General features: G+C 41.3%; 18 protein-coding genes and 1 riboswitch. Of the genes, 8 read left to right on the forward strand and 10 right to left on the reverse strand.

Annotated features, from left to right (window positions below):
• The 5 genes from H7F20_RS12205 to H7F20_RS12225 all read right to left on the reverse strand — a co-directional run bounded on the left by H7F20_RS12205 (position 1) and on the right by H7F20_RS12225 (position 7,122).
• Positions 1-1,716: a DNA cytosine methyltransferase gene (locus H7F20_RS12205; protein ID WP_185786458.1), complete on the reverse strand. Its 1,716-nt coding sequence runs from the start codon at positions 1,714-1,716 to the stop codon at positions 1-3.
• Entirely contained in the window at positions 1,706-2,149 is a 444-nt protein-coding gene (locus tag H7F20_RS12210) for a very short patch repair endonuclease (protein ID WP_185786459.1), read from the reverse strand. Before H7F20_RS12210 ends, H7F20_RS12205 begins: the two co-directional genes overlap by 11 nt.
• A 99-nt stretch (positions 2,150-2,248) precedes the next feature.
• Positions 2,249-3,418 (reverse strand): McrC family protein, encoded by a 1,170-nt coding sequence (locus tag H7F20_RS12215; RefSeq protein ID WP_255444083.1) that lies wholly within the window; start codon positions 3,416-3,418, stop codon positions 2,249-2,251.
• 78 nt (positions 3,419-3,496) lie between these two features.
• A complete protein-coding gene (locus H7F20_RS12220; RefSeq protein ID WP_185786461.1) occupies positions 3,497-6,001 on the reverse strand; it encodes an McrB family protein in 2,505 nt (834 codons plus the stop codon).
• Between the two features lie 83 nt (positions 6,002-6,084).
• Complete coding sequence (locus tag H7F20_RS12225; protein WP_185786462.1) at positions 6,085-7,122, reverse strand: hypothetical protein; 1,038 nt, start codon at positions 7,120-7,122, stop codon at positions 6,085-6,087.
• Positions 7,123-7,263: 141 nt separating this feature from the next.
• Positions 7,264-7,354: riboswitch (SAM-I-IV-variant riboswitch) on the forward strand.
• 48 nt (positions 7,355-7,402) lie between these two features.
• Here H7F20_RS12225 and H7F20_RS12230 point away from each other — a divergent pair.
• A complete protein-coding gene (locus H7F20_RS12230; RefSeq protein WP_185786463.1) occupies positions 7,403-7,819 on the forward strand; it encodes a hypothetical protein in 417 nt (138 codons plus the stop codon).
• A gap of 31 nt (positions 7,820-7,850) precedes the next feature.
• Here H7F20_RS12230 and H7F20_RS12235 read toward each other — a convergent pair whose 3' ends face one another.
• The 5 genes from H7F20_RS12235 to H7F20_RS12255 form a co-directional block, all read right to left on the reverse strand.
• Positions 7,851-8,510, reverse strand: a complete 660-nt coding sequence (locus H7F20_RS12235; protein WP_185786464.1) for an NUMOD1 domain-containing DNA-binding protein — start codon at positions 8,508-8,510, stop codon at positions 7,851-7,853.
• Positions 8,458-9,930: a hypothetical protein gene (locus tag H7F20_RS12240; protein WP_185786465.1), complete on the reverse strand. Its 1,473-nt coding sequence runs from the start codon at positions 9,928-9,930 to the stop codon at positions 8,458-8,460. Before H7F20_RS12240 ends, H7F20_RS12235 begins: the two co-directional genes overlap by 53 nt.
• A 374-nt stretch (positions 9,931-10,304) precedes the next feature.
• Positions 10,305-11,285, reverse strand: a complete 981-nt coding sequence (locus H7F20_RS12245; RefSeq protein ID WP_255444084.1) for a DUF3871 family protein — start codon at positions 11,283-11,285, stop codon at positions 10,305-10,307.
• 17 nt (positions 11,286-11,302) lie between these two features.
• A complete protein-coding gene (locus tag H7F20_RS12250; protein WP_185786467.1) occupies positions 11,303-12,151 on the reverse strand; it encodes an AAA family ATPase in 849 nt (282 codons plus the stop codon).
• A 109-nt stretch (positions 12,152-12,260) separates the two neighbouring features.
• Complete coding sequence (locus tag H7F20_RS12255; protein WP_185786468.1) at positions 12,261-12,608, reverse strand: hypothetical protein; 348 nt, start codon at positions 12,606-12,608, stop codon at positions 12,261-12,263.
• Positions 12,609-12,775: 167 nt separating this feature from the next.
• Between H7F20_RS12255 and H7F20_RS12260 the strand changes: the two genes are divergently transcribed.
• The 7 genes from H7F20_RS12260 to H7F20_RS12290 all read left to right on the forward strand — a co-directional run bounded on the left by H7F20_RS12260 (position 12,776) and on the right by H7F20_RS12290 (position 25,239).
• Positions 12,776-14,857 (forward strand): sensor histidine kinase, encoded by a 2,082-nt coding sequence (locus H7F20_RS12260; RefSeq protein WP_185786469.1) that lies wholly within the window; start codon positions 12,776-12,778, stop codon positions 14,855-14,857.
• Between the two features lie 49 nt (positions 14,858-14,906).
• Positions 14,907-15,470: a response regulator transcription factor gene (locus H7F20_RS12265; RefSeq protein WP_185786470.1), complete on the forward strand. Its 564-nt coding sequence runs from the start codon at positions 14,907-14,909 to the stop codon at positions 15,468-15,470.
• 138 nt (positions 15,471-15,608) lie between these two features.
• Entirely contained in the window at positions 15,609-16,799 is a 1,191-nt protein-coding gene (locus tag H7F20_RS12270) for a LamG domain-containing protein (protein ID WP_185786471.1), read from the forward strand.
• Positions 16,800-17,203: 404 nt separating this feature from the next.
• A complete protein-coding gene (locus H7F20_RS12275; protein WP_185786472.1) occupies positions 17,204-17,956 on the forward strand; it encodes a hypothetical protein in 753 nt (250 codons plus the stop codon).
• 466 nt (positions 17,957-18,422) lie between these two features.
• On the forward strand, positions 18,423-21,452 hold the full coding sequence (locus H7F20_RS12280; RefSeq protein WP_185786473.1) for a BspA family leucine-rich repeat surface protein: 3,030 nt from the start codon (positions 18,423-18,425) through the stop codon (positions 21,450-21,452).
• A gap of 110 nt (positions 21,453-21,562) precedes the next feature.
• Complete coding sequence (locus H7F20_RS12285) at positions 21,563-23,767, forward strand: BspA family leucine-rich repeat surface protein (RefSeq protein WP_221898773.1); 2,205 nt, start codon at positions 21,563-21,565, stop codon at positions 23,765-23,767.
• Positions 23,768-24,189: 422 nt separating this feature from the next.
• Positions 24,190-25,239, forward strand: coding sequence for an endonuclease/exonuclease/phosphatase family protein (locus H7F20_RS12290; protein WP_185786475.1), 1,050 nt, complete (start codon positions 24,190-24,192; stop codon positions 25,237-25,239).
• The last annotated feature ends 56 nt before the right edge of the window (positions 25,240-25,295 follow it).

The following is a 25,295-nucleotide window of genomic DNA, read 5'->3' on the forward strand; positions in this document are numbered from 1 at the left end:
CTATTTTTTATTTGCAACAGAGGTTATTTTATTTATTGTGTATAATGCCATTATTTGTTTCTTAGGAACAATCTCTTTGTTATTGAAAACTATTGAATCTCCTTGATCGTAAAATGGATTTTCGAACTCAAATTCATCTATGAGCTCAGCAACTTCCTCGATCAGTGAGCTGGGGTCAAGGTATTGCTCTATTTGTTGCTGTAATTCGTGCATTCTTTGCAATTCACTAGCAGAGGCAATCTTATTTGTGAATCCATTATTTACGATTTGAATAAATTCTTCACCTCCATTAAAGTCTTTAATGATCGGCTCTATTTCCTTGTAGAAACCATCGGCTATATTTCTACATGGAAATCCTTCGCCATTTCCATATTGAACTGAAGTTATCCAGCCTTTACTTTGCTTGCCACTTAAAATGTCATAATTGGATAAGGTTACCGTTATATTTCCATATTTGAATGGATGTCGCCTGAACCTTGCTCCTGGCTTCTTCTTAGGAGGATGGTCAAAGGTCCTTGCCTCATATGTATTGAGATTCCTTACACCCTTCAACTTTGGTTTTGTGGCTACAATTGGCGTTGAGATTTCTTGCAATCCCAATTGCTTTAGTACTGTTTTGGCCAATGCCCCACTAACAGTGGGACATACGGCATTTCCAACAAGTCTGCACTTTGAATATTCACTGTCCCCAAGGAATTGATAAGTTATGGGAAAGCTCATTAGACAGGCCATTTCGCGAACCGTTGGAATCCGAAATTCACCATCTCCTTTTCGTCGATATTCAGAACGGTATATCAATGCTTCTCTGGAGGAGCCAATTTTTGTTGCTGTTACGGTCCTGCTCGGTTTGTTAATTTCTTCCGGAAAAGACATTCGGCCCATATAAGGATGATTCCTTTTCATGAAGAGTGAACTATTCCATTGGGTCTTATATAGCCCTGAATCATAGAAATGATCAGTAATCCTTTGAAGGGGTATATTTATTTCAGGGTATAAAGGATCTCGAATCCTTCTCGAACTTTTCTTAACGTTTGGTCTGGGGAGTCCCCGAAGTACTGATTTTAGTGTTTTTGAAGGTAGGAGGTTTCCTTTTTCGCTAATTTTTTGAGAATGTGTTTTTGGTGGTACTATCAATTTGCCTTTTGATACAATTTCGCCTACTATAGCCCTTTTCCTTGATTGAGGAGAACCAAAGTGTGCTGAGTTAATCATTGTACTATTTCCCTCGATACTAATTGCAATATCGCTTGGAAGCAGATTTTGATTCAGTGCCCATTCGGATAAATTCAAATCCTCAAAGGAATAGGATTTTGGTAAGTACTTTAGAGTATTGGTGACATTTTCCATGAACCAAGCTTTTAACTTGGATCGTTCCTGAAATTTCTTAACTGCCACAATCCTTAAAAACGTCTCGGTCAATCTTAAACCCAATGACTTATCTGCCTTCCCTGAACGATTGGAGTTGGAAAAGCTTACACATGGTGGGCTACCAACTATCACATCAGAATTTGGAATTTCATTGATCAGCTCTATGGAATCCCAGTAGTCGAGAATATCCCGAGGAGGATCATTTAAATCGAAATTATGATTAAAGGTGCGGACGGCAGGAATCCATTTATCAACACCCCTTAAAATTGTAAACCCTTGCTGCCTGAAGCCCTCTGAAAACCCTCCAGCACCACAGAAAAAATCTACAACGGTTAGCTTATTGATCATAAAGTTTATTAGTTACTCTGTTTAGGCATCGGTCTAATTGATTCATGATTTCGCACTCCCATATCGTTAGGGTCCTCCAACCTAGATCCTCTAACTCCTTTATTTTACGTTTATCCCTAGTGACGTTTTTTTCAAATTTTTCTTTCCAAAAGGATGTATTTTTTCTGGGAAGGTCCAATCTGCATTTGGGACATCTATGCCAATAACAACCATTCACAAATATGGCAATTTTCTTACAAGGGAATGCAATATCTGGCTTTCCTGGAGCCTTTCCCCATTGAATACGATATCCTCGCGTTCCATTATTCCAAAGTGCTTTTCGGAGTAGGAGCTCGGGTTTGGTATCCTTAGCTTTAATTGCACTCATCCTCCTGCTTACCATTTCATCTTCTGGAACTGGCGCTCTTCCATCCCTTATATATAACTTACCCATCTACTTTTAATAGTTCAATGACCTGTATCCAAATCTTTTAAAGCGGTGTCTCAGCCAAAGAGCGATCCGCATGAGTTTTATTTGTCGAGGTCATTTTGTCTAGTCTATTTCTAATAGCTCTAAAACACGTTTGCCAATTTCTGGATCTAATTCATCACTTTCTGTTTTGAACACGGAAACGAAGCCCATTTTACATTGGTGATTCACCCTGGTTATACTCTCAGTTACTTCAAAAAAGTCGTCGGTTCGATACGGGTTGAATGATTTTTCAACATGCTTTCCTGGGTATAGCAGAAGGGCTTTATCCGCATTCCAAAATCGACAATACGCATACATTTGACGAAGGTCTGAAACTGAGGGCGTTCCGTTATGAGGTTGCTTCCATTTCGTATCAATAATGAAGGTCTTTCCCCCTTTTCGGATTACGATATCTGGTTTCAAATAATTGTACCTCCAAAAGGGTTTTGATTCCTGCCCATTAACTTTAATTCCAGTTCCTCTTGTATCCCTATGTAAACTCTTAAGGATATATTCCTCCCAAAGTTGATTCATGTCAAAAAGCAAGGACAGCATTCGTTCTTGACCGTGGGAAATATCCGGAGAATGATTTTTTATGATAAGTATCGCCAATTGAAGCGCATTTTCATAGGCCCGTGTTTTTCGATTTAAGGTGATACTTTCAAGCTTTGACACGGAAATGGACCTTCTTTCAATTTCGGGAAAGGAGAATAGAATGCGTTTGCAAACATCGCTCAACCTTGAGCCCATTGAGAATTGATCAACGATATCCAATGCCTTAAGAAGGATTTGATGCAACAAGTGTTCGGGATCATATACCTCATGAGTAGTGTAAAATCGTTCTTTATGTATTAGGTTACGTTGCAAATGACCTGCAAATTCTAACTTGCCCCTGAGTGCTTTTTGATTCGCTGTACGCTTACGATATTTCTTCACGAACCCTTTGCGAATTAGATCTTCCAACTCTCCTAAGAACATCTCAAAATAAACTTCCAGTAGGTTAAGATGCTGCTTATTGACATGAGCTGGTCCAGCTGATTGTGCCTTGAGTTTTCCACAGGATTGAAGCATCTTTAATAGCACGCCTTTCCATTTCCTATCTGGATCATTCTTGTCTGCTTTCGGATGTATCTCAATGCTCAGTCCATCTACCTGGATGACCCCAACGTACTGTTTGAACTTGAGGCCTTTGGCAATGGGTTCGAAATACTTTCCATTATGGAATTCATTTAATCGAAGCAGGGCTTCCAAATGTGAATACTTGAAGCCATTTTCTCCTATGAGAAGTCTCTGGTGTTCAAATACGGATATTTCCTTTAGTGACCTCAATTAAGCTTCTTCAGACGTATTGAACAATTTTTTTAGGGCTGGAATGATTGTGTTCTCATTTATCGGTAGAAGCCTGTAGGAAGGCTTTCTTAAATCATCTGAATTGGGATATTCCATATGTGCAAATTGACTATTCTCATTCGAATCCAACGCTACGAATCCCTCCCCTAAGACCAGTCCGATCTTCCCATAATCCCCATAGAAGTATTCTTGAAGAAGGGGTATTATTTTATTCTCAAATACTTCAACAAGTCCTTTTGGAGTGGTAACCTCCATAAAATAGGAATGACCTATGGTATGATCTCGGTCAATAAGCAATTCAATGCGTTCGTTGATCGTTCGAAGAAGTTTTCCTAGGTGTATCCCATTGATCTCTTCTGTTTGGTCTAGCAAATCGGGATCGGGCATCATCTCGACAAAGGAAAAACGCCTGCGAAGGGCTGTGTCCAAGGCTTCAACACTGCGATCTGCCGTGTTCATAGTGCCAATGATATATAAATCATTTGGGACCGAGAATTTATCCTTGGAATAGACTAATTCGACCTCTATTTCATTGATATTGCCTTTACGTTTATCGGGTTCTAGTAGGGTAATCAACTCGCCAAAAATGGAGGATACGTTACCTCGATTAATCTCATCTATGATCAATACTTTTGGTTGATCAGCTTTCTTAGTTGATTCCCTTTTTTCCTTAACATAGTGTAATAAGGACCTATAGAGGCTTTCGTAGCCCAACAAATATTTGTCCCATTTTGTTGGAAGCTTCTTGTACAAGACCTCCCTGCCGGATTGTGAAAAGTCCTCATCCTGAATTTCGCCATCGAAATAGGCATTCATGATCTCATCTATAAAATCCCTAGAAAGGTCCACGACGCCAGAATCCCTTTGAATCCTCAGGAAATTATCGGTAACACTTACGATCTTGTATTTATCATTTCTCCCAAAAGTGTCGTTGATTTGAAAAATAGATGAGTTTGTGCAAAATTCCTTGAAGATTCCGGGTATGATCTTATAGGCAATCTGATCATTTTCAGTAATGGGCTTGATGCCTTCGATGAAATCCTCATAGCTCATACTTTGATGGAAAGTCGTAAAAAGTATCCTTCCCTCTGCCACTTTTTCCGCATAATGCATCATGACCTTTTCGCGAGATAATTCTTCGACATTAATTCCCAAGATCTGAAGTGCAAGATTTATTGAATTAAATGTCTTTCCAGTCCCAGGAGGGCCATATAGGATCGTGTTTAAGGTTTTGTCCATGGATTCAAGTCTAACTTTTTCATTGGGTTCATTTTCTGTGGGATTGGCATCTAATTCTTTTGTTTCCCGCTCCTCATTGTCTTTACTCCAGAGGTTATCTAAAACAATGTAAAGTATATTTTGGGCAAGTAATAGTTTCTTTGGATCGACCTCACTTAAGTCCTTGGGAATAAATTCATCATGAAGTTCCAACAATTCCTTATCTGTGATTACATATTGATCCGTAAAATCCTTAAGTAGGGATAGGTAGTGTTCATACTTATTTCCCGGCTTTTTGGGCCTAACACCTATTAAAGAACAGTATTTACGATAATACGAATCCTTATAAATACCATAATTATTAGGATCATTGAATGCCCACAATACGGAAAGGAAACGCTCGTCCTGTTGCGCAACTTTCCATTTAGGATGCCATTTTACAAGTAGTTCATCCCCTTTGATCTTCGATTGCTTGATGCGTTCATTCAGAGGTACTTCCTTGTCGAAGATCAGTTTGAAATGATCCCAGGCCTCTTCTGGATGTTTTCGTGCCAAATTAATGAAGGAAGTAGCCTGTTGAGAAATTAAATTATCCAATTTGAGTTGCTCCAGGGCCTGTGAAAAGTCATTATCCTGTAAACTCCATGTTTCCCTAAACCTTTTGGCCAATTCCCATTTATACCATTCTTTGGAATTTCCGGTATCTCGAAGGTATTCTTTATAAACCGCAATGAGTTTCGCTTGAGGTGGTAACTGCGTATAATTTATGAACTCCTTTCGTGTAGTGGAGTCAAAAATAACATCAAATAAAAAAGGTAAATGCTTGCCACGATGGACTACTTTTCTGGCAGATTCTAATTCCTTTTCGACTGAATCAATAACCAACGGCATTAAAATGTCGTTGACTTTTGGCCAATCCGAGATCGGGCAATATACTAGTTCACCTTTGCCATCCTTGAATTGGGTACTTCCGTGAGTGATCTCTTTGGGAAGTACACTCGCTGGTATGTCGGTACCCAAATAAAACCGTAGATAGACCTCATCCTTGTCAATGTAGAATCCTCCGATGTATTTCATTCCTAAAATTATCCCGAGGCGTTCTTTGGAACTGTCCGATCTAAGTGTAAGAGCTATCCTTTCATCTTCTCGTGAAAGTTTTATTCCTTCAAGAAGTCTTTTACATGCATTTAGGGCATGATCCCATTGCTGTGGTGTTAATCGGGCAAGCCAGGGATAACCAAGTTCACTAGAAGTAAGGTCAATCATTTAGTGTGTGAATTCTTATGGGATATGATTCAAAAAATACTAAGAAAATGGAAAACCAATATTCGAAAATAATCTCTTCTAGGCTAAGAACCGGATAAATCATTTATCTCCTTTTCGATGACCGAATATTTATCCCTTACATCCTCCGCCATGTAAAAAGCCAATAGATCTGCTGAAGTGAGCGTCTTTTCTTTTAGGAGCTTCTCCATGTATTTCTGGTTGAAATCCATTAGTAAAAAGGATTTCTCAAGCTGCTGTAATATCTTCTCGTTGGTCTTGATATTGGATTCTACGAGCTTACGAATGGATTTAAACTCATCAATTGTGTGAATGATTCGTTTTATAATCACAAGTAGTAAATCCAAATCCAAGTCGGGGGTGGAGGCATTTACAGCAATGTCTCGAGCCAGGTTATAGGCAATCACCAAATTGCTGTAATCCCCCCGCTGTACATCAATCACGCTAATGAAACCTATAGAAGGAATAAAGCCCACATTTTCTGTAAAATCCAATATCGACTTATCTACTAAAGAGCGATCAAAGACCATTATGGAAACCTTGGATTCCCTGTTCGCTTGTGTTTCGATTAGTTGGGACCATGCCGTATCCATTTTTCGAGTGAACACGTCCTTATCTGCAATATCACCCAACTTGATACTCTTATCAAACTTGCATTCGATCCCAATGCGTAGGTCTTGGGTGCCGTCGATATGGACCAGGATATCCCCAGTCTTATTTCTTGGCAGGGCTCCGGCGTCGCCTCCCGTCAGAAAGGCATCATCCTTGATCTTTTTTTGATCGAAGTAATCGTTCAGGAATGCCGCCACATCCTCTTCAGCCGCTACTCCCTTGATCGTGCTTTTGTAGAAAAGTTCCTGTTTGAGGTCAAAGATCTGCTTGAGGCTTTCTAGTTCAACACCCAGCTCGCTTTGCGTCTTGGCTAGGAAGGCAGAAAGGCGATCCTCCATCAGTGCAAGGACCCCTATATAAAAGGCCTTTAGGAAAACCTCCTGATAATCTTCCTTCTTTACTTTTTTGTCAAAGAATTCGAAAACCAGTTCGTTGGAGATCGTAATGTTCTTTAACTCGAGCTGTTTTTTTTGTTGATTCAGTTTGATCATGTGGTCATTAAGATGTAAAGTTCGGCTATTGCGGCCTAATGCGAATTGAGCAGGTTTCCGAAAAATATAGGTGTAAGATTTAATTTACAAGGAGATTTGAACATAGTTATCATTTATTTTTAGATAAGAAATAATATATTTATAGGGCATCCGGAACGCTTTTAGCGTACCAACCGAGCAAAGAAGCCACGGTGGTTTAGCATGCGGACGATCGTCAAAAAAATGATCTCATGAATTTCGTTCTGCTTTCTAGATGCGTTAACCTTAAACGCATAACGCAATGGAAACCAAACCCTTGATCCATTTCCAGGAGCGGGGATACCTCATGTTCCCGTATTTCATTATTCGTGTAAAGCCAGCCCTGTATGTCCAGGTCCCCTTGCATCGCGCAAACCTACAGGATCAATTCGACGAAGGATACTTTTTAGATGAGGAGGAAGAAGCCGATATGGGCTATTCCGAGGCGTCCCTAAAGGCGCTTGCCCGATTTTGGAGCTATGGAAAGCGAATTAATAAACCCAGGGACGTCTGTTTGGCAATGAGTAAGGAGCAAGGCTACTTTATTGCTAAAGATGCACCGCTTGAATCTGCTGATCGTCCGAAGCCAGGTCCTGTCCCGATAGGGGGATTGCTAATTACGGTAAATCATGAGATTATCTGCATTAACCAGCCGCATTACGTTTGCCAGGTAATATAGAAAGGGCCGCATCGCTGCAGCCCTTTCTTCCTTATTTGATGTAATACCATCGATATCCTCCGGAATGATCGCGTTCGCCTCGGCACGCCCTTGCAATGCAGGTCTTGCTCAGTCCTGTTGCCCGGCTTGCCTCGGCAACAGATCGGTGGCTGGCTACCAAAAGTCCTTCCATTGTAAGCTGGATCACGGATTTCTTCCGCTGATCGCTTGAAATAGGGTAGGAGGTATACTCGGAATAACTCCAAAAATATCCACTGCAGCTGCGGTTATACCCCAGACAGGCGTTGCTGATGGTCCTGGTACATGATCCCACTGCCTTTGCAGCCTCCTCGAGCGATTTAAAGTTCCCTAAAGGCCTTCCTGTTTCCGGGCAGTACTGGTAGATGGTTTTGGCAAATCCTCCTCCCTGATCGCGGTTGTAGCCCTTTTTCTGGGAGTCGTAGTGCTCGATATAGTATCGTTCCTTCTCAGCCAGTTCATCCAGGTTACCTGATGAATCGATCACCTCCCAGGTGAAGGCATCGGGACCATAGGTCCCGATAGCCTCCTGGAAGATGCCTCCTTTTCCCTGAGATGCCTTCTGCAGGTGATCTTGCTTGCGGGCTTCCAAGGTGGAGGTGGTTGCACCGATATAAACCTCACCGGTTATCCGGTTCATCGCTTTGTAGAGAATCCCGTTGATCTGGCTCATCCTGACCACTGTTTTCAGTGTTTTTGTCAGAAATGGTGAAGAAATATCCTCCACCAGAAGATGCCGGATCATATTGGTAACCCAATATCCGTGCGTACGCCCTCAATTTCATCCCAAAGGACTTATTGGAGAACTGCTTTTTGCTGAAGCCATATTCGGCCCGGAACTGGTCTTCAAGCTTACGTTTATCCATCCGGGTCCCTAGCACCAACTCCCGCTGCATGAAATCCACAAATTCTGGTGAAGTTTCAGCTGCCAGTTGATTTTGCTGAAGGAACTTATTGGATACTGCCAGCAACCCGTATTTCAGGTATTCGTGCGCACAGTAAATCATAAATCCGTAGAATCGGTTCCACTCCTGATCATCCCATCCCGAAAAGAATGGGTTTCCGAATTCATGTTCGGGTTTGTGGCTCAGTCCGTAGTGTGGCGCCAGTTCAAAAAACCAGGACCGGTCCCTGCCAGAGTTCCCTTCAACTCCCCGTATGGGATAGTTGCTGGTAACCAGAACCTTAGGAGACCGTTCGTAGGGAATGTAAAACGCGTCCTTGAATTTACGGTTTACGGTGATTCCTGAGGTGAGCATCGAGAATATGTCCTCTAGGGTAAATTTTCGGCCCACATCATCGAAATTGATGATCCGTGTATCCAACTCAAGGCTGGCATGGGCAAACGGATCGGAAGTCCGGTAATGCCTTCCATCAATGGATTCCGATTTGCGCATTTCCCCAAGGGCTTTTGCAATCAGTGATTTCCCCGTTCTACCATTGGCCACTCCAGGGGTGTAGACTTCATCCTGCAAGATGATCGCTCTGGTAATGCTGGGATCTTTATATCCGCTTAGCATATAACCCAAGGCGGTTCGTAGAGCTTTATTCCGCTTAGGGTCCCCCCCGGATACATTTTCCAAAAACTTGACAAATTGACCAGGCCTGCTTACCCGCATCACGAATGGTCTTGGCAGGACCTCGTCCTCCCAGATTAGGTGGGGCAGGTCTTCGTAAGGTACCGGCTCAATTCGCGTTTTGGTAACCGCAACAGCGGTATTCTGGAAATAAAACCAGATTACACCTCGGTCATCAGCGGGGGTTAGCTGTGGAATTCGCTTTAACGTACTGAGTTTTCGGCTGGAGGCGTAGGTGGTTATCCCCTTGAGGTATTTCTCCAGGACCTCCATCTCCCCATTCTCCTCCAGGTAGCTGATAATCAGCCGGTCAACATCATCTTGCGTGATCCTTCTCACGCGATTATTCTTGGTATATACCAGGCAGGTATTCCCATTGGATAGCTCCATGTTGGCTACCCCCATCATCTCTAACGCCACCTTCAGTTCGTAGTGGCGGATCGTTAGGTTTCCCTTGGCATCCTTCGCCCAGAAAACCGGTATTTTAGGAGCGTTTGCTCCCTTTACAATCTTCATTTTCTTTTTTTTAAGATTGCTTGTCTCTAAGCCCGGGTTGAACCGGGATGCCCAAAGCGGGCGTGTAATCCGCAGTCTATCCTGCTGTCGTTAGCTTAAGGGTGGAAAATTTCCCCGGACGGGGACATAACAGTGAAGTGCCAGCCACAGGATCGTAATCGCGTAGCCATCTCTAACATTCATACAAATATAAATAAATATATATGCAAAAACAAATATACATTAAAAAAATTAATGGTTAAATCACCCCTCCCTATCAGATATCTCAGCAAAAGTTGACAAGTTGACAACATTTTTTTGAAATTGACAGGGGGGGGGTAATTCTAACTGTTTACCTGCACAGGGATGGCAGAAACTGTGGTTTTATTGATCATTTAATTATTTAATAGCCAATTTGTTACGCCATTTCTGAGGCTTTTGGCCAGATTATTCACCAGCCCGTGCGCCTGCAGACTCCGGACGAGGAAGCTATCGATGTAGGAGCTCTTGTTTGCCTCGGTAAGCAGGTTATAGAGCCGCCAGAGGTTGATTTGTCCATCGGTATCCCTGCCGAACGCTTCCGAGCTATAGTAATCGCGGACTACCGTGTTGATCTGGCCGTCGGTCAGGGATATCTCGGGCAATCCATCCTTTTCCTCGCTGCTCAGGTGCGGGTACATCCGAAGCTTTCCGATCAGGTGGGCAAACTGCTCCTCGCTCAGTTCGAAAGCCTCCAGGTCGCCCAATTCCTCCAGATGCCCTTGCGGATCGTAGCCAGCGATCAACTCAAATACCGCATTGAGCAGGTCTCCCTTCGATCCAACCCGTAAATCCCCCACAAATCCATCCGATCTTACGCAGAGATTCATGCAGATCTGATTTCGATAACCCACGAACACCTTAAAGCGCTCCAACGATTTCCGGCTGTACAGGTTCTCCTGGTTGTAGGCACGAACACCACCGATGGATAATCGCATCGGATTACCAGCTACCATGGCGTGTTCGCCCGATATCTCGAATTGAAAGGCGCACCGCTCATAATAGATCGTCTTTTCGTGATCGAGTAGTGCAGATGCCGGTTTACCGATGGCAGAAGGGATGCGTCCCTTGACCACATGGGATACGCGTATTTGTGGGATACTGATATCCAGTCCGGGCCAATAGGCTTGGGCAGCCTTGCAGACCACCTCGATAAACTCGTGATGTGCGATCGTGGTCTCGTTGTCCTTGCTAAATACGGGGATGATGCACTGGTCGCGCAAATGATCCAGGCTCACTTCTCTGGTATTGGCCACGATAAAGGGTTTTTCTCCTACGTTAGCTTTATTTGGCTGTGTCACAGGTGGGGTATCCAGTAGATTATTGATTGTTTCCATAGTTATTGTTTTATAAGTTAATCGTTCGTTTTGGTGACCTGTCCATTGAGCCGGGAGAGTTCGATTTTTCGTTTTTTAAATAATTCTTGAAGCGATTGCTGGACTGCCGGGTGCTTCCGATAGAGATTCGCTAGTTCCTCCAAATCCTGGCATTGGCTGATTTTCTGTTCAACCTGCTCAAGCAATCCATGATCCCCGGACCACTCCAGGAGTTTCTTGCCCGTAGCTGAATTGATGACGAACTCCGGCTTGCCCATGAAAAGACCTGTACGGTCCTTGGAGGCTTTAGCCAAGTGCTGATCATTGACCAGCTCAAAATTCACCGTTAGCTCGTATTCGAATCCTTCCCGGGTTACTTCCTTGGTGCCATGTTTGACCACCTGGGTCTTTCCGTTCTGGCCTAAATCCAGGGAGTAATCGATCTTGCGTCGCGTAGTGGTGATGATATGGCAGCGGCTAGAAAGGATCTTTTCAATAAAACGCTGGTGGCGTGGCGTAATAACGGCCCAGTCCTGAAATCGACCTCCCAGGGAGTGATGGATCTCCAGGCATCCACCAACCCCAATCCATTCATGGGAGATCGAATCGATGATGACTACTTCCATTCCGGCTTTCTCGCAAGCTTCAATGGCTTGGATGTACCGCTCAGGAGCATACGGTTCTCTCAGAGGAAGTACGTGATAGGGACCAAGGTCCGAATACAGGTTCGCGCTGGCGTTCTCGGTATCGATAACGGCAATTTTGGACCAGTCCTGAGTAATCCCATGGGCTAGCAAAAGGGCAGAATAGGTCTTCCCGAATCCGGAAGCCCCGGATATACCGACTCGAAGCTTCACTACATTTTTTTTAGCGATGTGTAATTTCATTTTGTTTGATTTTATACGATTAATTGATAGAAGTGCTACCGGTTGATAGCAGAAATGAAAAAGCCTCCGGATAAGGGAGGCTTTTAAGGTTGCTAATGGGTCGGTTGACCTAGACAGCGAGCATATCGGGTACTTTCTGTTTGGAACCCGCAGCCAACAGGTTGGGATTTACATATTCCCAGCGATGGCTTAACCGGAGCATCTCACCGGTTTGTTCACTGGTATAGTCATAGGGCTCGCAGGGGATGCGTTCCACAGATCCTTCCAGTTCAACTCCGATGAGCTTCTCACAAGCCTCTGCATCCAATGTTGTAGGGACCCGCGCTACGCGGGCTGTCACATAGATCTTTCCGGTTAGCTGACTCTTTACAGCTTCGGTCTTTCCCTGGACGAGCAACACATTGAAAGTTTCCCCATCATCCTTTTGCACGGTCTTAAATCCTTTGATTGTTACCATAGTACTACATTTTAAAAGTTATTACTACCTCGGGGGGATATCCCCAAAACACTAAGACGGGGGGGATGAAGCTGGATTGATTCGCACTCGCATCAACAAGATAGAATCCTGGCACGTTTCTAAAATTTGTTAAATTAGAAGTTATCCTCCAGGCATTATTTTATAATATGGGAATACCTACGGTGAAAACGGTGGCATTGAGTCCCATTTTTGTGTCCTTGATCCTAGCGATTTTTATTGGTTATTTTCTGCCAATAACGCATTCCAAATACCAAATAAGTAAAGTCCAGCAAGAACAATTACAGGAAGGTTCCCGGCTCTATTTTGAAGATCTGGATGGTGACGGCTCGCGAGAACGAATCGTTGCTCTGGACAATCGTTTGGGACTTTCTTCATTTATTGTATACAATACGAATAAGACGCTAGTAGACCAGTGGAATTTTGATTCCAGATACCCTGACCAAGGACCAGGCCTCTTCTTTACGGATCTCGATCAAAACGGTTTTAAAGAAGTATGGGCATTTACTACCCAAGGCGATTCAGTGCTAATAAATGGTATTGAGCCGCTAAATAAGAATGGATTTAAGCAGCTCGATGTCTTTCTGGATTCAATCGGTTCCTACAATGGAATGTCTGATCTAAATGAAATATCTGATCCCTGGGTCACAAAACATTCTGCCGACTCTACCAGAAGCCTAGTGTTTACTTTGAATGCGGGTTACTCGCAATATCCAAGGAACACCTATGCCTATAACCCCTTTAGCGGTGTGATACGCCGATCACCCTTTCTTACAAATACTTCCGGGGTATATGGGTTCTCCGACATAGATGAGGACAGTAAAAAGGAAATCCTCATTAGGACAATATCTGCAGCCAATTCCATTGACTCCAGTTTGTCTCAAAAATCAGATTACAAGGTGTATCTAACAATCTTGAATGAGGATTTGGAATTCTATCTGCCGCAAATGGAGCTCCCTGGACCTTATTCTGCCGTTTACGGAATCTACTCCGATGATTCAAATTTTATAATTGGATACAAGTCAAAGATCGATTCAATCCCTTCGGCATTGCTCAAAATGAACTCTGAAGGAAAGATAGTTGCTCGAAGGACCATTCCCTTTCCATCCAATTACATGTTTTATGTCCCAGAAGATCAGGAATATTATATCAATACAATAGGTGGATCGACAATACAGGGGTTTGATAGCGACCTAAATTTGCGCAACACATTTACTCTTCTAGAAGGGGATGAAATCATTAATGCCCATTTGCTTTCAGAAAGGCGATGGGTAATCATTTCTAATCGATTTGATAGGCTAACCATCTATGACTCTGAATTTGAAAACCCAGTTAGCTATACCATTGAAACAGATAATACCTCCAATATATATTTCAACATCCTTGATCAGACCAGCTCCGAATTACTTTTGGGAATTCAAAAGGGAGATCAGCTATTTACTTTAGGCTATGCCTTTAATCCGCTTTATTATACTAAGTATACGATCTACATTGGGCTATATGCACTGGTTTTTATCATCGTTTGGGGAATCATGCGTATCCAGTCCTATAAGGACAGGAAAAAGGCCGCATTACAGCGGGAGATAACTTCCTTGCAAATCAAAGCCTTAAAAAATCAGTTTGATCCCCATTTTGTCTTTAATATCATGAATAACCTAAGCGAGATGAATCTAACAGGCAATGAACTCGAAGCCGATAAATTACTTTGTAATTTGACCGATTTCATGCGTCACACCCTTAGAAGCTCAGATGAAATTACGCATACTTTGGAAGACGAACTCCATTATGTTAAGAATTATCTGGACCTTATAGCCCGTGGTATGGATCGTGAAATCCAATATGACTTTAAGATGGACCTTGGTCTAGACAAGAAGATACACGTCCCGAAAAACATGCTATTTACCTATGTGGAAAACGCCATAAAACATGGTGCGCCACCCACTGGTGTGCTAAGGATCCGGATTGAGGGTATTGTTGACAGTGGATTCATTCAAATGATTGTGAGTGATAATGGGGGCGGGTATCAAACCATTCAAACCAATGACATGAAAACGTCTGGTCGAGGAATTAAGATCATGCAGGATGTTTTCGATTTGCATAAATCACTGAACAATATTGAAGTTCAGGTAGAAGTTCAAACCGTTGAATTTCCTGAGTCTGAAAAAGAATATGGTACGAGGGTAACGTTGACTTTTTCCAAAAGGAAAGCGCATTTACTCATTAATGAGTAATGAAACTTTAAAGATTCTGGGGAAATTTAGAAGACAATCGAATACTGATATGAAGAGTAAGCTGAAGGTAGTAATCGTTGATGATGAAAACCGGGCGATCAATCGGCTTAAAATACTTATAAGGTACATCGATGACCTGGAGTGTATAGGTGGCTTTCAGCGTCCTGAAGAAGCTCTGTCTTTTATATCAAAAACGAATCCTGAATTAGCTTTCGTTGATGTTGAGATGCCCCATATGGATGGGATCCATTTGGCACAAAAAATTAATTCACTTGGGGTTAAGACTAAGGTTGTTTTTGTAACGGCTCATAAGGATTATGCCATTGAAGCGATTAATATTTCTGCTTTTGGATATCTGGTCAAACCAGTCGGACTCGATAAACTCAAGAATACGGTATTACGATATTTGGATGAGAAGAAGTTGGCATTCACCGAAAGGGAATTGGAAATTATCGAACTTCTTCAAAAAGGAGATAGCAGTGCCCTGATTGCTCAGAAACTACATCTTAGCAAGCACACGATTGATACGCATAGACGACGCATGCTTTCCAAAGCAGGTTGCAAAAACACAGCAGAACTTATCGCCTATGCGCTAAGTGGTGCAAGCAATTGAGTAATGAAAATACTCAGTTGTTATGTCCAAGATTACCAGTAGATAGTGAATACTCTCCAATAGGGGGCTTTTAGATTTGATAGAATTCAAGGCACAAAAAAGTGTTTTGAAAGTTATGTTTAATCTAAATACCACCTCATGAAAAAGCATTTACAAAAAAGTACCTGGGCTGCTTTGCTGGGTTTATTACTCATTTTTAGTTCCTGTCAAAAGGACTACGGAGATGACATGACCGCTGAGAATGAATTGCGTGGGATTCCACTCATAAGCGATGGCGCTAATCTCGGAAATGGCAACTTTTACTTCTTACCACCTATGGTGCCTAGTCCAACAACCAGTGGGATATTTGACGCGGATCAAAGTCCGGAGGTAAGGATTATTGTATTGGATAATGGGGTTCCCACAGAGACTCCTCTGGCAACGTTTGATCTTAATAGCGGGCTGGTCGTGAGCCTGGAGGAGGAACATTACCGTGTTAATTGGAGTTTACGCGATTATGAGCTTGACCCGCAGGTAACCTATCGAATCGAAATACAGGTTTCAAATTTAGTCCTTGGATTTGCGGATGTGGATATAGTAGCTAATGGAAGTGAACTTAAGAATGTAGACACCAATGAATATATCCCATTAACGGATAACCGTACGCTATCAATAAAGTTTCGCATTGAGGAAGGTGCATTAGCCAACAGTATTAATGAACTACATCGTTTGGCCTGGTACCCCTTTAATGGGAACGCAGATGATGAATCAGGCTATGGAAACCACGGAACTGTCTTCGGGGCGGCACTTGCCACGGATCGGTTTGGATTTTCCAATAGCGCCTATTCATTTGATGGAATGGATGACTTCATCCAAGTGCCGTCAGCTTCTCAGAATCTTTTTACGAGTAGTGATTGGACTGTTTCCGTTTGGTTTTTGAGTACAACGACAGAGGAGGCAGTGATTTGGAATAAACGCAATACAAGTAGTTGCGGTTCCGCCTCTGGTCCAACAACAGGTTTTGCGCAGACCAATTTGGCCAATGGAAACACATTTACAGGATTCGCGAGATCATCCGGGGAATACAGGCTTTATTCTCAAGGTTCGGTCAGTGACGGATTATGGAACAATGGCGTAATGGTTCGTGAGGGAAATACGCTCTCATTGTATCTAAACGGAAATTTGGAGCAAACCATGACAATTGCTGCTGGTGCAGATTTTACGACCACTCTGGATTTGTTCATAGGCAAGACAATCTATTGCAGTGGGGAACACTTTGAAGGAAAGATCGATGACTTTGCCATCTATGATGTGGCATTGACGCCAGATTTGATCAATCAAATCCTGTAAGGATCAATTAGAGAGAATAAGAAGCCGGCAAATTGCCGGCTTTTTTATAGTAATTGGAAGTACACGCCACGCCGAGTAAAAGAAAGAACATAGCATTAATAATCATTTTTTTACATTTCCTCTGAAGTCCGGGCAGGTTAAGATGAACTCTGTTGTTAATGTACGGATAGACAGAATTTAATATCCATAATTGGACCTTTAGCCTTGCCTTTTTACCATTCATGCGAAATACAATACGCTTTATCATACTCTGTAAACTATATACGGATAATATGCTTATCTTCTCTATCGTAGAACGCTAATATCTCAAAATAAATCGCTGGTTTAGAAGTGGTTTCAATTTTGGATATAAATCCAGTAACATTACAGTCTGCATTAAAAATTGTCACTCTAAATTTTTTATCATGAAGAGAATTACAATTTCAATTTTGTCAATTTTTGGAATTCTCGCTAGTTGTAGCGATTCTGTATCCGACGACTTTAAAGAAGTAAATGGTAACGTTGAGAACCGTAGACTACAGTCTATTTCTGCTATATCCGCAGGATATCCTGATGACGATAAATTCTTTTTGTTCACCTATGATAGTAAGGACAGACTTACCTCATTTACTGATGGAGAAGAAACAGCTTTACTTCTTTACCAGGATGATAAACTCAGTAATCTTGCTGACTCCTATGGCAGTATTAGTGTGGAAGAATTATATGCTTCTCCTTACGACGCCTATAATACGGGACAAGTAGAGGAGTATGACAATAATGGTAATCCTAGGCTGCTTTCCTTTTTAGAAACCTATTATGATTACAATTTGGGCACTGACGTTCAGGAGCAATATACCTTAGAGATCTCTTATGACAATAAACCCAATCCATTCTATTTCACCCTAGAATCAGCAGGCTTAATAGATGTTTTAGATCGTATACAGTTAGACTTTGGTATTCCACCGCAGCCGCAAGAATTGATTAGGGCTCGCTTGCTATTCCCTCTGAACAACCCTTCCCAATTGGTGTATAAAAATGAGGCAGGAGAAATTGTCTTCACCGTAAATGTGGATTACAATTATGATGGCGACTATCCTGTATCAGCTTCGGTTATAGCCTTGTCTCCTCAAGAAGGTGGTTCGCGAAGTATTTCCATCACATTCCAATACGCCGATTAAACTATAAAATCACTTAAAAGCCGAAGATCATATTTTCCGTCTTCAAAATGATCTATAATAATAAGATTGAAGATTTACACTCGTTACAAGATCGGCGATTAACTGCTATTGTTTATTGCTCAAATTTTTTGCCAAAGTATCGTTTCAAACGTATTTTTTGTGTAACCAATTAGTGAATTAAAATCGATCTGCTTTCATGGTTGGGAATTATTCTTAGGCCTTAAATGGGCAAAAAGCAACTCTTCTAATTATTTCATTAAGCCATTTCAGAACTCTTTTTTTATTGTTTCCCACTTAGGGATAGGTAATCAAGATTTAAATTCCTAAAAGAATAATTCATTGATAAATTAATAGTTACCGATTACAAAAGTTCTTTTGTAACTAACTGATTATTATCATATCTTATCCATTCCCACGGCCTTACTTTTAGAATATACCCCCATTTCCTACTTTAAAACTATCCAGGATGAAGAAGCGATTCTTTCTTCTCGTTCTTGTTTTTCTTGTCACCCCCACTATATATTGGGGATGTACCAAGGAAGCCGATCCGGAGACATTTACTCTAACGATAAGTATTTCCCCCAAAGAAGGCGGATCAACTAGTCCATCCTCAGGCACCTTCGAGGAGGACAAACAAATAACCATATCAGCCATACCGGCTGATGGATTTAATTTTCACCGTTGGTCTGGGGATGTTACGAGTACCTCTAATCCGTTGGAGCTAACTTTAACTAAGGATACTGAACTTACCGCAGAGTTTCTTGCTGAGGATTTGGACGCAGATGGGGTTGCCAATGACCAAGATGAATGTCCCAATACCCAGCCTGGAGAAGATGTGGATGATAATGGATGTTCTCTATCGCAGGTTGACACCGATGGCGATGGGATAAGCGATGATACTGATTTATGCATTAATACTACTCCGGGAGCAGAAGTGGATCAAAATGGGTGTCCTATCCCATCTCCAATTTACTTGGACCAAAATGGTGTTACCATCAAATCCTACGATTGGGCAGAAGTTGGTCAGCAAGGGGTAATTGATGGGGTAGTCTATACCATAGTAGATGAAGTTATGCTGCGAGAAATGATCGAAAATGGGGAGGATGTCACAAGGCTTTGTACTACTAAAGTCACAAATATGCGGGAGTTATTTCTTGATTTAACTTCATTTGATCAACCTATAGGAAGTTGGGACGTTAGTAATGTGACAAGTATGAACGCAATGTTTTTGGGAGCACAATCATTTAATCAGCCTATTGGAGATTGGGATGTTGGTAGTGTAACTAACATGGTAGCTATGTTTGGTTCTGCTCTTTCATTTAATCAACCTATTGGAAATTGGAATATGAGTAAGGTTACTGACATAACTTCGATGTTTAGCCTTGCCATCTCCTTTAACCAACCGATTGGTGGTTGGGATGTGAGTAATGTTACTTCAATGAGTGCCATGTTTAATGAGGCACACTCCTTTAATCAGGATTTAAGCAATTGGGATGTTAGTAATGTTTATCATATGGGGAGTATGTTTGATGGTGCCAACTCATTTAATCAACCCATTGGAAATTGGAATGTTAGTAATGTGACAAGTATGAATGCCATGTTTTTGGGCGCTGAATCATTTAATCAACCTATCGGTAATTGGAACGTAAGTGGTGTAACTGATATGTCATTAATGTTCGAAAGTTCCAACTTCAATCAGCCTTTGGGAGAATGGGATGTCAGTAACGTGACCAATATGAATTATATGTTCGAGGTAACTACCTCATTTAATCAGCCTCTTGAGAACTGGGACGTCAGTAATGTTGAAAGCATGTTAGGAATGTTTGGGAGCGCCGGTTCATTTAATCAAGATTTAGGTAATTGGAATGTTGCCCAAGTCATTAATTGCTCACTTTTTGCTGAAAACACGCCTCAGTGGATACAGCCTAAACCAATTTTCACAAATTGTGATCCTGGTTCTGAGTATGATTCCGACGAAGATGGAGTGAATGACAATGTGGATCAGTGTCCAAGTACACCTGTAGGAGAAACTGTAGACTCCAGTGGATGTTCAAATGGTCAAAAAGATTCTGATGGGGATGGTATAAACGATGATATTGACCAGTGTCCCAATACTCCTAGTGGACAGGGTGTTGATTCTCTGGGATGCGCATCTTCTCAGCAGGATACAGATGGAGATGGAGTGACTGATAATGTTGACCAATGTCCTGGAACGCCTACAAATGAAGTGGCCGATTCAGTAGGATGTTCAGGTAGTCAGAAAGACTCAGATAATGATGGAATTGCTGATGATATCGACCTATGTCCGAATTCACCAACAGTTGAGACTGTTGACGAGAATGGTTGTTCCGTCAGTCAGAAGGACTCTGATGGTGATGGGGTTTCAGATGATCTTGATAATTGTTCAAATACTCCTCAAGGTGAAATTGTAGATTCCAATGGTTGTTCGGATAGCCAAAAGGACTCGGATGGAGATGGAATAAATAATGACATTGATCTTTGCAATGACACCCCAATAGGGGAAGAAGTAGACTCTAATGGATGCTCTCTAACCTCCCAAACTTTTGTGCCGGATGATAATTTTGAAAAATATTTGATTGATTCTGGTTATGATGACGTGATGAATAATTATGTGAAGACTTCTGAGATCCGGTATGTCACTCTACTTTACCTTAGGGGTTTAAATATCCATGATTTAACTGGAATTGAAGATTTTGAAAATCTAACTACCCTTGAAGTTCGGAATAATAACCTTACCAAATTGGATGTCTCTCAAAATCGATTCCTTGAAACTTTAGATTGCAATGATAACAACTTATCTGAATTACAATTAGGTACAAATGGTAGTTTAACCACACTTAACTGTGTTAGAAATCAACTGACACAACTAGATGTAAGCAAGACAATTTATTTGGAATCTTTAAACTTTGCCGATAATCAAATATCATCAATCGACCTGAGTAATAATGTCTCCTTGGTACAGCTGAGAATCGACAAGAACAACTTGACAAATATTGATGTAAGCAGAAATGTAAATTTAAATACCCTGAGTTGTAGTGAAAATAACCTGACTAATATTGATGTTAGTAACAATCAATTATTGGAGCAGTTCGTTTGTGGTCAAAATCAGATTACTTCAATAAATGTTAGCAACAATCCAAATTTGGTCCTATTATATTGTGAAAAAAATCAACTAACCAGCATTGATGTTAGTTCAAATATTAATTTGCAAGGGGTTGATTGTTCGGATAATTTAATTACAAGTGCTGATTTTAGTAGCCTTTCTTCTTTAGGTCATCTTTATATTCAAAACAATCAACTTACCAGCTTGAATATTAATAATAATAATAATACTAATCTCGCTCTATTTAGCGCCTACAACAATCCTTTGTTAAGATGTATTCAGGTAGATGATCTTTTTTATGCCTTATCCCAAGATAAACTCCAGTGGATTATTGATGATACATCTAGTTATTCTGAGGATTGTGGATCCTAATGAAATAAGGTGTCTATTGTTTCGTTCTTAAATAACAAAGCGCAACTATCATAAAGAGCATTATACATACACCCTTAATATTGATAAGGTTCCGGTTGGTATTAATGGCCTTGGGAATCTTAGCCACAGCAGGCTGCAGCAAGGATTCTGACGAACCCACAACTAATTCAAACACTCCTGATAATAGCCAGTCCTTTGAGATTTCCGGATCTGTATCTAAAGGAAGTTTCGTTGCAGGTTCATCTTTAACCTTTTTTGAACTTGACGACGAACTGAAGCAAACAGGAAGGAGTTTTACTTCCAATATTGAAGACGACCTTGGGAATTATGAACTAAGTGCAACAGGGGTTTCACAGCCCTATACTCGAGTAACAGGAGAAGGCTTTTATTGGAACGAAGTTTCAAATGAAAATACTCAAAATCGTATATCGCTTGTTGCTTTATCAAAGTTTAATAGCTCAATAAATGTTAATATACTAACGCATTTAGAAGCTGATAGGGTGAGATATTTATATACAGAGGAAGGATTAACTTTTGATCAGGCCAAGGAACAGGCCTTGAATGAAATTTTAGCTGCATTCGATATAACCCCGTCAATTAGACTCAAAAATGCAGAAGAATTTTCATTTAGTAAAGGGGATGAGACTAGCAAGATACTTTTAGTTCTTTCAGCTGTAATACAAGGAAATAGAACTGTTAGTGAAGTTTCTGTTTTGCTCAGTGAGCTTTCCTTAGAGTTTAAAAATAACGGCAATATTGAAGATGTAGATTTGATTGCTGAATTAGCCAGCGATTTGCAAATCCTTGACATGGATATACTCATTCGCAATGTGCTTAATAAGTACTCTCAGGCGTATCCAGAATTAACAGAGGAATCATTCAGAAGTAATTACCTGGATAGTATAAGGAAACCAAATGGAAAGTTCTTAGTCGACTTGGATTTCGACGGAGTGACTGATGATATTGATCAATGTCTAGATACTGAGGAAGGTACTGAAGTAAATTCTCTTGGTTGTGCGGATTCACAATTGGATACAGATAATGATGGGGTTGCAGATGATCTTGATCTTTGTCCCAACACTAGTGAAGGTGATCCGGTAAATGCAGATGGCTGTGCAACAAACCAACTTGATACTGATGGAGATGGAGTTGTGGATTCTCTCGATCAGTGCCCTGAAACGACTGAAGGACTTGAAGTCAATGAATTGGGATGTGCAGCTAATGAAAGGGATACAGATAATGATGGGGTTGCAGATGATCTTGATCTTTGTCCCAACACTAGTGAAGGTGATCCGGTAAATGCAGATGGCTGTGCAACAAACCAACTTGATACTGATGGAGATGGAGTTGTGGATTCTCTCGATCAGTGCCCTGAAACGACTGAAGGACTTGAAGTCAATGAATTGGGATGTGCAGCTAATGAAAGGGATACAGATAATGATGGGGTGTTGGATTCAAATGATCAATGTCCCAATACGGATCCTGGAAAAGAAGTGAATCTGGAAGGCTGTGCACTTAATCAGCTCGACTCTGACCAGGATGGTGTTAATAATGAAGTAGATGTCTGTCCAAACACCCCACAAGGTGAAACTGTTGGTGCCTTGGGATGTAAGGACTTTATTTTTATTGATGCAAATGGTATAACTGTAAAGGCGAGTCAGAATGCAGTAGTTGGGGACAGGAAAGTCCTAAACGGAAAGGAATATATTGTTGTTGACAGGCCTATGTTAGTCGCGATGATCAATTCTGGTGAGGATGTTTCAGTAGCCGTAACAACACTGATAAACAATATGGGTGAGCTATTTGCAGACAATTCGAATTTCAATCAAGATATCTCCAGCTGGGACGTTTCGAATGTGACAGATATGCATTTAATGTTCTATAGGGCGTCATCTTTTAATCAGCCAATAGGTATTTGGGATACTTCGAATGTCACCTCTCTTTGGGCCATATTTGCGTCAGCCTCATCCTTTAATCAGCCAGTAAATAATTGGGATACTTCCAAAGCACGATCGATGGAGGCAATTTTTGGACAAGCAACGTCCTTCAATCAACCTCTAGACAATTGGGACTTATCTTCTGCTGTTGATATGATTGCTATGTTCTCTGGAGCGTCTTCATTTAATCAGGATATTTCCAGCTGGGATGTTTCAAACATAACTGACATGCAGCAGATGTTTATTGGAGCTACCGCATTCAATCAAGATCTTAGTAGCTGGAACGTAACCAACGTGACTACCTGTAATACATTTAGTGATAATACTCCAAATTGGATTTTACCCAAACCAAATTTCATTAACTGCAATCCCAATTAGTTTTAAATTGAGAGAAATGAGATCCTATGTTTACCATAGGCCCAATTGCCGCTTTGCGCTACTAAGCAGTTTAATATTGACATTCACAGAAAGGATTATTACACAATATTGGAAAGCAGCTTAAATCAAGCTATTACCCTAGCATCCATTTATATACTAGGATTCTATGCCTTTCGCCAACAGGTTATTTCCTTAATTGATTCGAGTTATTTTTCATATCTGCTTACAAAATCCTCCTTTTGTTAATCGTCCGATCATAGTAATGCTTAGAAATTCATGTTATAACTGACCTAAAAGAGTTGGTCTTTGATGGAATGATTCAACGAAAACCATAAAAATCCTATGGTTTCTATATAGAGCCTTAACGGCCATTTTTGGTATATTCTGAATTCACAATGTTCCCTCCCTTAAAGACTATCAAAATGGCTTTAAAAGTATCTACCTGGAACATTGAACATGCCTCTGAACTTTTGGATGACAACCCTTCGAGCAATATAACGGATCGTATCAGGCGAATAGAGGAAACTATTACGGAAATAGATCCAGATATATTACTTATTGTGGAAGGGCCAAAAGGGGAGAAGGCGATCTCTGATTTCTGCCATGTAGTTTTAAATGATCAATGGGTACCGGTATTGCTTAAAGGCACTAATGATGCATTGGGGGATCTGGATCGGGACTATGGCCATGATATGCGCGGAACGCAGTGGATGTGGTTTGTGGTAAAGCCAGGGATACTTTCCAAGTGCCGCATTCAACCGGCAAGTGTCTGGCGCTCTTTTATCGGAGATTCAACCTGGAGCGTTAATTATTGGGGGCAAATACAGGCTGAGGATCATGACCATTATAGAATGCCGCAGGTCCTTATCTATGATATGGGAGGAGGTCATGAAATGGAACTCATAGGGGTTCATTTAAAGTCCAAAATCAATCGGGAAAGCATAACCCGCGATGCACAGGGGAATCTCACAGGAGCGTACCTGGAAACAGCTTTAAAGGCTCGAGTCAAGTTGGCAACAGAAGCTCGGAATATCCGCAACTATATTGATGTCAAATTCAATCAATTACCCAATCCAGGAATTATTGTTTTAGGGGATTGCAATGATGGACCTGGCAATGATTTATTTGAATACCAGTACCTATTCTTTGATCTGATTCAGAATCTCCAAGGAGAAGTTTTATTAGCGGAGCGCTATTTCAATCATGCACTTTTTGACTTCCCGGGAGATCTAAGGTGGACAGCTAAGTTTAGGAATCCAATAAAAGAAATTCCGACCTCCCAGAATCCGTTATTACTGGATCACATTTTAATGAGTCAGCCACTCTGTAATGGAAGCCTTCCCTTGAAAGTAAATGCTGGCAATGGTTCGGTAGAACACCAGGCTTTTGAAAGGGCAAATGCAGGTTCAAACAGTAGTACAAGGTCGAGCGATCATAGGCCTGTTTCGTGTACTTTAAATACCAACCACTAAGATTCCTGCCCTACCTTTTGAGATGTTACGATTGGGAAGCAGTGAAAAGCTAATTT

Source organism: Robiginitalea sp. SC105, assembly GCF_014243345.1.
Lineage (GTDB): Bacteria > Bacteroidota > Bacteroidia > Flavobacteriales > Flavobacteriaceae > Robiginitalea.